This is a genomic window from Halorussus marinus (genome assembly GCF_004521895.1).
Taxonomy (GTDB): Archaea; Halobacteriota; Halobacteria; order Halobacteriales; family Haladaptataceae; genus Halorussus; species Halorussus marinus.
Map to the genome: position 1 here is coordinate 275,424 of NZ_SBIR01000002.1, position 12,522 is coordinate 287,945.

Below are 12,522 nucleotides of genomic sequence, written 5' to 3' on the forward strand. Positions count from 1 at the left end.
CATGAGTCAGGGACGAGAAGCCAAAGTGTACGTGAACGGCAGTCTGGTCGGAACCCACCCCGACCCGGAACAGCTCGCAGAACAGGTCCGCCACGCCCGCCGGCGCGGGGACATCTCCGAGATGGTCAACGTGTCGGTCAAAGAGCGGACCCGCGAGATCATCATCAACGCCGACGCCGGCCGCGCCCGGCGGCCCCTGCTGGTCGTCGAGGACGGCGAGGCCCTCATCACCGAGGAGGAGGTCGAAGCGCTCAAAAACGAGGACCTCGACTTCGAGGACCTCGTCGAGCGCGGCAAGGTCGAGTTCATCGACGCCGAGGAAGAAGAGGACATCTACGTCGCGGTCGACGAGGACGACCTCAACGACGACCACACCCACCTTGAGGTCGACCCACAGCTCATCTTCGGCATCGGCGCGGGGATGATCCCGTACCCCGAGCACAACGCCTCCCCGCGGATCACGATGGGATCGGGGATGATCAAGCAGTCGCTCGGCCTGCCGGCGGCGAACTACCGCATCCGGCCCGACACCCGCCAGCACCTGCTCCACTACCCTCAGCTCTCGATGGTCAAGACCCAGACCACCGAGCAGATCGGTTACGACGACCGTCCGGCCGCCCAGAACTTCACGGTCGCGGTCATGTCCTACGAGGGGTTCAACATCGAGGACGCGCTGGTCATGAACAAGGGGTCGGTCGACCGGGCGCTCGCGCGCTCGCACTTCTTCCGGACCTACGAGGGCGAAGAGCGCCGGTACCCCGGCGGTCAGGAGGACCGCTTCGAGATCCCGTCCGACGACGTGCGCGGGGCGCGCGGCGAGGACGCCTACACCCACCTCGACGAGGACGGCCTCGTCAACCCCGAGACCCGAGTCGACGAGAGCTCGGTCCTGCTCGGGAAGACCAGCCCGCCCCGGTTCCTCGAAGAGCCCGACGACATGGGCGGTCTCTCCCCCCAGAAGCGTCGGGAGACCTCCGTCACGATGCGGTCGGGCGAGTCCGGCGTCGTCGACACGGTCACCCTGATGGAGGGCGAGGACGGCTCGAAGCTCTCGAAGGTGTCGGTGCGCGACGAGCGGATTCCCGAACTCGGGGACAAGTTCGCCTCGCGTCACGGCCAGAAGGGCGTCGTCGGCCACATCGCCCCGCAGGAGGACATGCCGTTCACCGAGGAGGGCGTCGTGCCCGACCTCATCCTCAACCCCCACGCGCTGCCGTCCCGGATGACGGTCGGCCACGTTCTGGAGATGATCGGCGGGAAGGTCGGCGCCCTCGAAGGCCGACGCGTCGACGGCACCGCCTTCACCGGTGAAGACGAGGACGAACTCCGCGAGGGCCTCGAAGAGCAGGGGTTCAAGTCCTCGGGCAAGGAGATCATGTACTCGGGCGTCACCGGCGAGAAGATCGAGGCCGAGATCTTCATCGGCACCATCTTCTACCAGAAGCTCTACCACATGGTGTCGAACAAGCTCCACGCCCGCTCGCGCGGTCCGGTGCAAGTGCTGACCCGCCAGCCCACCGAGGGCCGGGCCCGCGAGGGCGGGCTCCGGGTCGGGGAGATGGAACGCGACGTGCTCATCGGGCACGGCGCGGCGCTCACGCTCAAAGAGCGTCTCCTCGACGAGTCGGACCGCGAGTGGATCTACGTCTGTGCGAAGTGCGGGATGAGTGCGGTCGAGAACGTCGAGCAAAACCGGGTGTACTGCCCGAACTGCGACGAGGAGACCGACATCCACGAGATCGAGATGTCCTACGCGTTCAAGCTCCTGCTCGACGAGATGAAGGCGCTCGGTATCGCGCCGCGACTCGAACTGGAGGACGCAGTCTAAACCATGTCTACAGGACAAACACCCAAAGAGATCGGCGAGATCAGCTTCGGGCTGATGGACCCCGAGGAGTACCGAGAGATGTCGGCCACGAAGATCATCACCGCCGACACCTACGACGACGACGGCTTCCCCATCGACATGGGGCTGATGGACCCCCGGCTGGGCGTCATCGACCCGGGACTGGAGTGCAAGACCTGCGGGAAGCACTCGGGGTCGTGTAACGGCCACTTCGGTCACATCGAGCTCGCGGCGCCGGTGATCCACGTCGGGTTCACGAAGCTCATCCGCCGGCTCCTGCGCGGGACGTGTCGGAACTGCTCGCGGCTGTTGCTCACCGACGACGAGGCCGCAAAGTACGAGTCGAAGCTCACCCGGACCCGGGAACTGAGCAACGACGTCAACGACGTGACCAAGGCCGCCATCCGGGAGGCACGCAAGCAAGACCGGTGTCCCCACTGCGGGGAGGTCCAGTACGACATCAACCACGAGAAGCCGACCACCTACTACGAGGTCCAGCAGGTCCTCACCAGCGAGTACTCCGAGGTCATCGCGGCCGCGATGCAGGGCAAGGCCGACGATGACGAGGAGCGAGAACCCGTCCCGCCTCAGGAGCTCGCCGACCAGACCGGCATCGACCTCTCGCGCATCAACGAGATCATGTCGGGCGAGTTCCGGCCCCGAGAGGACGACCGGAAGGCCCTGGAGAAGGCCCTCGACATCGACCTCACCGAGGAGGACATGAACAAGCTGATGCCGAGCGACATCCGGGACTGGTTCGAGGACATCCCGGACGACGACATCGAGACGCTGGGCATCAACTCCGAGCGCTCGCGGCCCGAGTGGATGATCTTGACGGTCCTGCCGGTGCCGCCGGTGACCGCCCGGCCGTCGATCACGCTGGACAACGGCCAGCGGTCCGAGGACGACCTCACCCACAAGCTGGTCGACATCATCCGGATCAACCAGCGGTTCATGGAGAACCGCGAGGCGGGCGCGCCCCAGCTCATCATCGAGGACCTCTGGGAACTGCTCCAGTACCACGTCACCACCTTCATGGACAACGAGATTTCGGGCACGCCGCCCGCCCGCCACCGCTCGGGGCGGCCCCTCAAGACCCTCAGCCAGCGGCTGAAGGGCAAGGAGGGCCGATTCCGGGGCTCGCTGTCCGGCAAGCGCGTGAACTTCTCGGCCCGGACGGTCATCTCGCCGGACCCGACCCTGAGCCTCAACGAGGTCGGCGTCCCCGAGCGGGTCGCCCGCGAGATGACCCAGACGATGAACGTGACCGAGCGCAACGTCGAGGAGGCTCGCCGGTACGTCTCGAACGGCCCCGAGGGCCATCCGGGCGCCAACTACGTCAAGCGCCCCGACGGCCGCCGGCTGAAGGTCACCGAGAAGAACTGCGAGGAGCTGGCGACCAAAGTCGAGGCGGGCTGGGAGGTCAACCGCCACATGGTCGACGGCGACATCATCATCTTCAACCGCCAGCCGTCGCTCCACCGGATGTCGATCATGGCCCACGAGGTGGTCGTGATGCCGTACAAGACCTTCCGGCTCAACACCGTCGTCTGCCCGCCGTACAACGCGGACTTCGACGGCGACGAGATGAACATGCACGCCCTCCAGAACGAGGAGGCTCGCGCGGAGGCCCGCGTCCTCATGCGCGTTCAAGAACAGATCCTGAGCCCGCGGTTCGGCGAGAACATCATCGGCGCGATTCAGGACCACATCTCCGGGACCTTCCTGCTGACGAACGAGAACCCCCACTTCAACGAGACGCAGGCGCTCGACCTCCTGCGGGCGACCCGGATCGACGAACTGCCCGACCCCTCCGGAAGCGAGGACGGCGAGCCGTTCTGGACCGGCCGGGACATCTTCTCGGAGTTGCTCCCCGACGACTTCGACCTGACGTTCACCGGGACCGTCGGCGAGGACGTGATCATCGAGGACGGCCAGCTCGTCGAGGGCACCATCGCCGAGGACGAGGTGGGCGGCTTCGGCGGTCAGATCGTCGACACGATCACCAAGCAGTACGGCAACACTCGCGCGCGCATCTTCATCAACGAGGTCGCGGCGCTGGCGATGCGCTCGATCATGCACTTCGGGTTCTCGATCGGCATCGACGACGAGACGGTGCCCGCCGAGGCCCAAGAGCGCATCGACGAGGCAATCGACAACGCCTACGACCGCGTCGAGGAGCTCATCGACACCTACCAGAGCGGCGACCTCGAGTCGTTGCCCGGTCGGACGGTCGACGAAACCCTCGAGATGAAGATCATGCAGACGCTCGGGAAGGCCCGGGACTCCGCCGGCGACATCGCCGAGGACCACTTCGCCGACGACAACCCGGCCGTGGTCATGGCCGAGTCGGGCGCGCGTGGGTCGATCCTGAACCTCACCCAGATGGCCGGCTGTGTCGGCCAGCAGGCGGTTCGGGGCGAGCGGATCAACCGCGGCTACGAGGACCGCACGCTGAGCCACTACCAGCCCGACGACCTCTCGGCGGAGGCCCACGGCTTCGTGGAGCACTCGTACACCGGCGGCCTGAACCCGCGGGAGTTCTTCTTCCACGCGATGGGCGGCCGCGAGGGGCTGGTCGACACGGCGGTTCGGACCTCCAAGTCCGGCTACCTCCAGCGCCGGCTCATCAACGCTCTCTCGGAACTCGAAACCCAGTACGACGGCACGGTGCGAGACACCTCCGACACCATCGTCCAGTTCGAGTTCGGCGAGGACGGCACGAGCCCGGTGCAGGTGTCCTCGAACGAGGACACTCCGGTCGACGTCGGCGAGATCGCCGACCGCGTGCTCGACGCGGAGTTCAAGGGGGCCGAGCGCGAGGAGTTCCTCGGCGAGAGCCTGCCGCCGACGAACCTCTCGGAGCACGCCGACGCCCGACAGGTCGAGAGCGACGACTGAACCCAATCCAACCATGACCGACTACGACGTATCCGAGGACATCGAGGCCGTCGTCGAGGACACCGAGCTCCCCCGGCGGCTGAAAGACGAAGTGTACAGTACCATCGAGGATCGGGGCGCCGACCTGTCGCAGGCCGACGACCTCGCGAAGGCGGTCGAAAAGCAGTACCTCGACACCCGGGTCGACCCGCTCGACCCCGTGGGGACGGTCTCGGCCCAGTCCATCGGGGAGCCGGGGACCCAGATGACGATGAACACGTTCCACTACGCGGGGGTCGCGGAGATCGACGTGACCCAGGGCCTGCCCCGGCTCATCGAGCTGGTCGACGCCCGCAAGACGCCCGACACACCGATGATGACGGTCCACCTCGAAGACGAGTACGCCGTCGACCGCGAGAAGGCCCACGAGGTCGTCTGGCAGATCGAGGCGACCAAGATCCTCGCGCTCGGGGACATCTCCACGAACGTCGCGGACATGATCGTCTCGATCGACCTGAACGAAGACACTCTCGACGAGCGGATGATCGCGCCCGATCAGGTCGCCGACATCATCGAGGACGAGCTCGGCGTCGGTACCACCCAGCAGGGGACCGTCATCGAGTTCGGCCCCCAAGAGCCCAGCTACCGCGACCTGCTCCAGCTCGTCGAACAGCTCCGGGACATCGTGTTCAAGGGGATCGAGGACATCTCGCGGGTCGTCATCCGGAAAGAGCAACTCGAGGAGCGCGAGGAGTTCGTCCTCTACACCGAGGGGTCGGCGTTCGGCGACGTCATCGACATCGAGGGCGTCGACGCGAGCCGGACCACCTCGAACAACATCCACGAGATCCACAAGAACCTTGGGATCGAGGCGGCCCGCGAGTCGATCATCAACGAGACGATGGACACCCTCGAAGAGCAGGGGCTCGACGACGTGAACGTCCGCCATCTGATGCTGGTCGCCGACATCATGACCAACGAGGGCACCATCGAGTCCATCGGCCGCCACGGCATCTCCGGGAACAAGAACTCGGTGCTCGCGCGGGCGGCGTTCGAGGTGACGGTCAACCACCTGCTCGACGCCGCGATCCACGGCGAGGTCGACGACCTGAACGGCGTGACCGAGAACGTCATCGTCGGCAAGCCGATCAAGCTCGGCACCGGCGACGTGAACCTCCGGATGGGATCGCTGTCCGGCGAGGCCGAGCCCGAGCCCTCGGACTGAGATGGTCGTCACGCTCTCGGATACGGCCCGCCGGTACATCGCGCTGTTCGAGGACGCGACCGGCGCGACCGCCCGCGACTGCGTGATCTTCGAGGACGACGGCGAACGGATCGTCTTCCTCGTCAAGCCCGGCGATATGGCCCGGGCCATCGGCTCGGGCGGCGAGAACGTCCGGAGCGTCGAGGAGCAACTCGGCACGGACGTGACGCTCGTCGAGGACGCCGACACCGCCGAGGCGTTCGTCGCCAACGCGCTGGCGCCGGCGGCGGTGTACAACGTCACCGTCAGCGAGGACGACGAGACGGTGGCGTACGCCGAGGTGGACGCCGCCGACACCGGCGTCGCGATCGGCGAGGACGGACGCAACATCGCGGCGGCCGAGCGGCTGGCGAAGCGCCACTACGACATCGACGACATCCAGTTGACGTAGGCCGGTCGTCGCTCCCGGCGGGGAGCGCGTCGACGACTCGGCTCGTTTTTCGGAAAACGAACGGCGCGATAGCCACCGGTCCGGCGGGGCGGTCGGCTCGAACACCGGCGGGGCAGTCGGCTACTCCGGGCGGCCGCCGTCCTCGATGGCGACGTTCGCCGGCGCGGCCGGATCGGCACCCTCGCCGCTCACGTCGAACTTCTCCACGAGCATCTGGAGGCGCTCGGCACGATCGCCGAGCGACTCGACGGCGGCGCTCACCTCCGACATGGAGGCGGCCTGCTGTTGGGCGGCCGCCGAGACGCCCTCGGTCTCGTCGGCGGTCGACCGACTGATGTCCGCGACCTCCTCGATCATCGAGACGACCTCCTCGGTGCCGGCGGCCTGGTCGTCGGTGGTGTCGCTGATCTCCTGAATGCCGCCGTCGGTCCGCTCGGCGTTCTCGGCCACCGCCGAGAACGCGTCGAGGACGTCCTGGACCGCCTCGACGCTCTCCTCGACGTACTGGTCGGCCGAACGGACCTCCTCGACCGTCGTCGCGGTCTGGGACTGGGTCTCCTCGATGCGCTGTTCGATCTCGGTGGCGGACGCTCTGGTCTCCTCGGCCAGTTCTTTGACCTCGTTCGCGACGACCGCGAACCCGTCGCCGCGCTTGGCCCCGTCGCCGCCGGCCCGGGCGGCCTCGATGTTGGCGTTGAGCGCGAGCATGTTCGTCTGGTCGGCGATGTCGCTTATGAGATCGACGATCTCGCTGATTTCGGTCATCTGGCGGTCGAGGACCTCGACCTTCTCGACCGTGGCGTCGATCGCCTCCCGAACCGCCCGGGAGTCGTCGATCGCCTGGCGCGCAGTCGCCTCGCCGTCCTCTGCGATCTCGGCGGTCTCGCGGGACGTCTCGGCGACGGTTTCGGCCGAGGCGGCCACCTCCTCGACGGTCGCCGAGAGGTCGGTCATCTCGTCGGCGACCGTCTCGAGCATCTCGCGTTGCTCGTCGGCGCCCGCGGCGATCTCCTGGACGGACTCGCTGACGCCTTCGCTGGCTTCTCGGGCCTCGTCGGTGCCGGCGGTCGCGTCCCCGCTCGCGTCGGCCACGTCGTCCGCGAACTGCTGGATCTCGCGCATCGCCGACTCCGTCTCGTCCATCATCTCGTTGAACGCCTCGCCGATCTGCGCCATCGCCTCGCTCTCGCTCTCGGCGTCGAGTCGGACGTGGAGTTCGCCCTCGGCCGCCCGCGCCATGGTCGCGCTGTAGGCGTCGGCCTTGGCTTCGAGGTGGTCGTTGAGACGCTCGACCTCCCGCTGGCGGGCCTCGGCCTCGGCCTTTGCCTCCTCGGCTTCCGCCTTGGCGGCCTCGATCTCGGCCTTCTTGGCTTCGAGGTCCTCGACCTCGGCGGTCTTCGCTTCGGCCTGTTCGAGCTGTCGCTGGGCCTCCTCGCGGGAGCGCTCGGTCGAGTACCAGTGGGCCATCAGCGCCGCGGCGAGCGCGAGCACGAACGTCGCGTGGATGAACGACCACGCCCACGGGTTGTTGATACCGGCGGTGTGGTTGTACACCCGGCTCGGTTCGATCATGCCGAAGTAGCCGTGCTGGAGCGCGACGTAGCCGATGCCGAGCAGGAACGGGAGCCAGTCCTCGTAGACGGCGACGACCGCCATCACGACGAAAAAGTGGAAGTGCGCCTCGATGTACCCCCCGGAGAAGTGAACCAGGAACCCCGAGGTGGTCACCAGCCCCAGCGTGGCGAGTGCGGTCCGGGTGCGGCGGCCGAATCGCGACCACCTCGCGAGGAGCGCGAGTCCGACGACGATCCCGACTTCGAGGAGGACCCGCCACAGCGGGATGACGGGGATCGTCGCGCCGGTGACCGCGGACTCGGTCCCCTCGTACAGTCCGAGCGCGAGGAGGAGCGGGACGTGGGCCGCGAGAACCAACAGGATGTTGCGGTGGCGACCCCGCCAGGTCTCCTCGGGGATCGTGTCGCCGCTCGGAATGTACTCGACGAACTCGCGAATCTTGCTCTCCCACCCGTCGATCGGAGAGCTCGGTTGTCCCGCCCCGTCGGTGGTTCCTGCCATATAGAGCCACCGCCGACTACAGCGTCAAAAATATTGGGGCGGCGCTATCAACCATAATAATCGTCGCGCCTGCGCGAGACCGGTGTCGGCGGCGCTCCGGACTGATCCCGTTCGGCCCAGCGACGGACTCTCCGTTCCGAACCGAACCTAAGCGCCGCGGAGAACCATTCGATGAGACTGGCTCAGATCCCGTAATCGACCCCTCTCGGCCGCCCTGCGGCCGTAACTCCGGGTGAAAAGAGGGAGGCTTAAGTAGCTCCGACGGGTAGCCCACGCCATATGGCGAACGGCAAGTACGCAGCCCGGAAGCTGAAGAAGGACCGCCAGAATCACCGGTGGTCCGACTCCGATTACGCCCGACGCGAGCGCGGTCTCGGGGAGAAGTCCGACCCCCTCGAGGGCGCGCCCCAGGGCCGAGGCATCGTTCTGGAGAAGGTGGGCATCGAAGCGAAACAGCCCAACTCCGCGATCCGGAAGTGCGTCCGGGTCCAGCTCATCAAGAACGGCAAGCAGGTCACCGCCTTCTGTCCCGGCGACGGCGCGATCTCGTTCATCGACGAACACGACGAGGTCACCATCGCGGGCATCGGCGGCGCGAAGGGTCGTGCGATGGGCGACCTCTCTGGGGTCAACTACAAGGTAGAGAAGGTCAACGGCGTGAGCCTCGAAGAACTGGTTCGCGGGAACGCGGAGAAGCCGGTGCGATAATCATGGCCGCAGAAGACCAACCCGAGCCCGACAAGCCTGCGGGCACCGACGAGGAAGGCGCGGCGACGAAGCTGTTCGACGAGTGGGACGTGACCAACATCGACTACACGGACCCCTCGACCGAACGCTACATCACGGTCACCCCGGTCGCCCACACGATGGGCCGCCACGCTGGCAAGCAGTTCCAGAAGAGCGAGATCTCCATCGTCGAGCGGCTCACCAACCGCCTGATGCAGACCGAGGAGAACACCGGCAAGAAACAGCAGGCGCTCCGGATCGTCCGGGAGGCCTTCGAGACCATCCACGCAGAGACCGACGAGAACCCCGTGCAGGTCCTCGTGGAAGCCGTCGAGAACGCCGCCCCGCGCGAGGAGACCGTCCGCCTGAAGTACGGCGGTATCTCGGTGCCGAAGGCGGTCGACGTGGCGCCCCAGCGCCGGGTCGACCAGTCGCTGAAGTTCATCGCCGAGGGCGTCTACAGCTCGTCGTTCAAGACGTCGACCGACGCCGCCGAGGCGCTGGCGAACCAGCTCGTCGGCGCGGCCAACTACGACGTCCAGACGTACGCGATCAACCAGAAAGAAGAGAAAGAGCGCGTCGCGGCCGCGGCCCGCTAAGTCTCTCTCCGTTCTCTCGGTTTCAGCTCTCGACCAGCCGCGGCGCTCGCCGGGCCGGGCGACCGCCGTGACGTCTCACTCGCCAGCCGCGCCGACGAGCACGAACGTGCTCTCGGTGTCGCCGTTGTGGATCTGGCGGCTCGCCTCGGCGGGGACGCGCAGGGCCTCGCCGCCGCTCAGTTCGACGTCCTCGCCGTCGACGGTGACCGTCGCCGAGCCGTCGACGAGCACGTACACTTCCTCCTGGCCGTCCTCAGCGTGGTCGTGTTCCTTCCCGGTCCAGCCGGGGTCGGCCTCCAGCAGGGTGACCCCGACCGTCTCGCAGTCGAGGGGGTCGCGGAGAAATCGCATCCCGTCGCCGATCGGTTCGACCGCGTCGGAGTCGACTTTCGTGTAGGACATGCGGGTCGGTGTACGGCCGCGAGGCTCATATAACGTTGGCCGGGTCGCCGCGCGGTCGGGGCGGGCCACTCGGGGTCGAGCCGCCTCCTCCGCGGTCGCGCCACCGTCCACCCCGATCGGGGCGCCTCACCGAAAAGGGATAGATTTTAGGCTCGCCTAAACAACCCGCGGGTATGAGCGAACTCCCTGACGCGACTCGGAGGCGCTTGCTCTCGGCGGCCGCCGGGGCGGGCGCGGCCGCCCTCGCCGGCTGTGCGAACGTCGAAGTTGGCGACGGCGGGACCGAGACCACGGCGACGCCGAAGTACGACGTTGCGGTGTCCCACGACGAGACCGCATGGGCGAAGTACGACCCCGACTGGGCGGGCCCGACCGATCCGCCGGTGCCCGCAGACGTGACCGTCGAGGTGCTCGTCGAGAACCTCGAAATCCCGTGGGACCTCGCGTTCGCGCCGGACGGCGACCTGTTCATCACCGAACGGACCGGCAACGTCCTGCGGTTCGACGCCGGCGAGGTGACCGAGGTCACCGCCCCGGACGGCGTGCTCGACGCCGAGGCCATGGAGCCGGGCACCGACGAGCGGTCGTGGTTCATCGCGGGCGGGGAGGGCGGGATGCTCGGCATCGCGGTCCACCCGGCGTACCCCGACGCGCCCTACATCTACACCTACTACACCACCCAGCCCGACGGCGAGCCGAAGACGAACCGGATCGCCCGGTTCGACGTGAGCGCCGACGACCCCGCCGCGACCGAGGAGGTGCTGGTCGACGGTATCCCGGGCGACGCAATCCACAACGGCGGCCGAATCGCGTTCGGCCCCGCGAACTACCTCTGGGCGACGGTCGGCGACGCCGGCGAGAAAGAACTCGCCCAGGACCCGAGCGCGCTCCCGGGGAGCGTCCTCCGACTCACGCCCGACGGGGAACCCCACCCCGACAACCCCGAAACGGGCGACCCGCGGGTGTTCACCTACGGCCACCGGAACCCGCAGGGGATCACCTGGCTCCCGGACGCCCGGCCGGTCATCACCGAGCACGGCCCGGACGGCCGCGGGGAGACGAACCTGCTCCGGGCGGGCGCGAACTACGGCTGGCCCGAGGTCCGAACCGCCGAGGCGTACGCCGGCGACGACGAGTACGCCCACCCGCTGACCAACAGCGGCGAGGAGTCGTGGGGGATCTGTGGCTGCGTGTTCTACACCGGCGAGGCGGTCCCCCAGTGGTCGAACCGGCTCGTGATCGGGACGCTCATCGGCCAGCACGTCAACCTCGTGACGCTCAACCGCGAGGGCGAGGCGCCGCCCCGCGACGAGGGCGCACAGGTCTTCGACGAGCCGTGGTACGACGACGCGCTCGCGGCGACCTCCCACCGGACCCTGCAGGACGTTCTCGGGCGCGTGCGCCACGTCGAGCAGGGCCCCGACGGCGACCTCTACGCCATCACTTCGAACCGCGACGGCCGACCCAAGTCCGAGTCGCCGTTTCCCCGCGATCGCGACGACGTGCTCGTGCGGCTCACGCTCGCGGAGTGAGGTAGAAAGGATGTCTTGAAGATTGAGAATAATAACTGTCATTCTCGACCAGAAAACAAATGAGGTGGCATTGCACTGTTAATAACATGGACGATATATCTGCCACGGACCTTTCAGATGCGGAGATCGAATTAGTCACTGATTTTGTGGAATGGGCAGGCGAATTCGATAGACAAATCCTTGAAAGAAAGACTGTCGGAAGTGATTCCGATGAAATTGGTCTTCAGGAAGCGTTCGAGTATTTAGTTCCTATAATATCTGATGACGCATCCGAATTTGATGCACAGCTATTTCGCCTCTTTCGTATGGAACAAAAAGTTCGATCTACTCCTACATTTGAATACAAGAACGAGGACGAACTACCGAAGGACGCAAAAATAACACCAGAGGAACTAAGCCGATTCCTAAAAAAAGACGAGTTAGAAGAGTTCTTCACTCTTGCTGGGCAAATGGTTGAAACACTTTCCATAGAGTTGGTTATGCAGGAAGTGGTTACTTCTTCTCGAAGGAGCAAGTCTGTTAGAAAGAGAGTAACGCAAAAATCACAGCGAGAACGAGAATGGTTGCTTTTTGTAACAGGAGTTATTTCGGAGGGGGTTAAAAGCGAAATACGCCGAGTTTACGGCTTGAGAAGTTCGATCGTTCATAACTCAGAGGATGCCAAAAACTTCCTCCAAGAGGTTAATGTACCGAGTGACATCAATCGGGCGAAGAAAACAATAAACACACTACACGATGAATTACACGGTATTGAGTTGAAACACCGATTTAGCGATTTAATCGCTTGACAGGCACTCTGTCTTGAC

10 protein-coding genes are annotated in these 12,522 nt (G+C 66.0%); 8 read left to right on the forward strand and 2 right to left on the reverse strand.

Annotated elements, in window-relative coordinates; translation table 11 throughout:
- Position 1: 1 nt before the first annotated feature.
- From rpoB to EPL04_RS03705, 4 genes are read left to right on the forward strand one after another with little or no spacing between them, the layout of a single operon-like run.
- Complete coding sequence (rpoB, locus tag EPL04_RS03690; RefSeq protein ID WP_134669518.1) at positions 2 to 1,828, forward strand: DNA-directed RNA polymerase subunit B; 1,827 nt, start codon at positions 2 to 4, stop codon at positions 1,826 to 1,828.
- 3 nt (positions 1,829 to 1,831) lie between these two features.
- Positions 1,832 to 4,747, forward strand: coding sequence for a DNA-directed RNA polymerase subunit A' (locus EPL04_RS03695; RefSeq protein WP_134669520.1), 2,916 nt, complete (start codon positions 1,832 to 1,834; stop codon positions 4,745 to 4,747).
- A gap of 13 nt (positions 4,748 to 4,760) precedes the next feature.
- Positions 4,761 to 5,951, forward strand: a complete 1,191-nt coding sequence (rpoA2, locus tag EPL04_RS03700; protein ID WP_134669522.1) for a DNA-directed RNA polymerase subunit A'' — start codon at positions 4,761 to 4,763, stop codon at positions 5,949 to 5,951.
- 1 nt (position 5,952) lies between these two features.
- On the forward strand, positions 5,953 to 6,381 hold the full coding sequence (locus EPL04_RS03705; RefSeq protein ID WP_134669524.1) for a NusA-like transcription termination signal-binding factor: 429 nt from the start codon (positions 5,953 to 5,955) through the stop codon (positions 6,379 to 6,381).
- A 120-nt stretch (positions 6,382 to 6,501) separates the two neighbouring features.
- On the opposite strand, the gene EPL04_RS03710 is transcribed toward EPL04_RS03705, so the two are convergent.
- Positions 6,502 to 8,457: a methyl-accepting chemotaxis protein gene (locus EPL04_RS03710; RefSeq protein WP_134669526.1), complete on the reverse strand. Its 1,956-nt coding sequence runs from the start codon at positions 8,455 to 8,457 to the stop codon at positions 6,502 to 6,504.
- A gap of 279 nt (positions 8,458 to 8,736) precedes the next feature.
- On the opposite strand from EPL04_RS03710, the gene EPL04_RS03715 reads away from it, so the two are divergent.
- Complete coding sequence (locus EPL04_RS03715; RefSeq protein ID WP_134669528.1) at positions 8,737 to 9,165, forward strand: 30S ribosomal protein S12; 429 nt, start codon at positions 8,737 to 8,739, stop codon at positions 9,163 to 9,165.
- Positions 9,166 to 9,167: 2 nt separating this feature from the next.
- Complete coding sequence (locus EPL04_RS03720; RefSeq protein WP_134669530.1) at positions 9,168 to 9,782, forward strand: 30S ribosomal protein S7; 615 nt, start codon at positions 9,168 to 9,170, stop codon at positions 9,780 to 9,782.
- Between the two features lie 75 nt (positions 9,783 to 9,857).
- Here the strand turns inward: EPL04_RS03720 and EPL04_RS03725 are convergent, their stop codons facing one another.
- Positions 9,858 to 10,184 carry a cupin domain-containing protein gene (locus EPL04_RS03725; protein WP_134669532.1) on the reverse strand — a complete coding sequence of 109 codons (327 nt, stop codon included), beginning with the start codon at positions 10,182 to 10,184 and terminating at the stop codon, positions 9,858 to 9,860.
- 173 nt (positions 10,185 to 10,357) lie between these two features.
- Here EPL04_RS03725 and EPL04_RS03730 point away from each other — a divergent pair, with 173 nt between their 5' ends.
- Both EPL04_RS03730 and EPL04_RS03735 read left to right on the forward strand, forming a co-directional pair.
- On the forward strand, positions 10,358 to 11,716 hold the full coding sequence (locus EPL04_RS03730) for a PQQ-dependent sugar dehydrogenase (RefSeq protein WP_134669534.1): 1,359 nt from the start codon (positions 10,358 to 10,360) through the stop codon (positions 11,714 to 11,716).
- 86 nt (positions 11,717 to 11,802) lie between these two features.
- A complete protein-coding gene (locus tag EPL04_RS03735; RefSeq protein WP_134669536.1) occupies positions 11,803 to 12,504 on the forward strand; it encodes a hypothetical protein in 702 nt (233 codons plus the stop codon).
- Positions 12,505 to 12,522: the final 18 nt, after the last annotated feature.

What these genes read in the sequence shown, in the direction of transcription:
- rpoB (WP_134669518.1), top strand. Translation starts at nt 2, where the DNA reads ATGAGTCAGGGACGAGAAGCCAAAGTGTACGTGAACGGCAGTCTGGTC.
- EPL04_RS03695 (WP_134669520.1), top strand. Translation starts at nt 1,832, where the DNA reads ATGTCTACAGGACAAACACCCAAAGAGATCGGCGAGATCAGCTTCGGG.
- rpoA2 (WP_134669522.1), top strand. Translation starts at nt 4,761, where the DNA reads ATGACCGACTACGACGTATCCGAGGACATCGAGGCCGTCGTCGAGGAC.
- EPL04_RS03705 (WP_134669524.1), top strand. Translation starts at nt 5,953, where the DNA reads ATGGTCGTCACGCTCTCGGATACGGCCCGCCGGTACATCGCGCTGTTC.
- EPL04_RS03710 (WP_134669526.1), bottom strand. Translation starts at nt 8,457, where the DNA reads ATGGCAGGAACCACCGACGGGGCGGGACAACCGAGCTCTCCGATCGAC.
- EPL04_RS03715 (WP_134669528.1), top strand. Translation starts at nt 8,737, where the DNA reads ATGGCGAACGGCAAGTACGCAGCCCGGAAGCTGAAGAAGGACCGCCAG.
- EPL04_RS03720 (WP_134669530.1), top strand. Translation starts at nt 9,168, where the DNA reads ATGGCCGCAGAAGACCAACCCGAGCCCGACAAGCCTGCGGGCACCGAC.
- EPL04_RS03725 (WP_134669532.1), bottom strand. Translation starts at nt 10,184, where the DNA reads ATGTCCTACACGAAAGTCGACTCCGACGCGGTCGAACCGATCGGCGAC.
- EPL04_RS03730 (WP_134669534.1), top strand. Translation starts at nt 10,358, where the DNA reads ATGAGCGAACTCCCTGACGCGACTCGGAGGCGCTTGCTCTCGGCGGCC.
- EPL04_RS03735 (WP_134669536.1), top strand. Translation starts at nt 11,803, where the DNA reads ATGGACGATATATCTGCCACGGACCTTTCAGATGCGGAGATCGAATTA.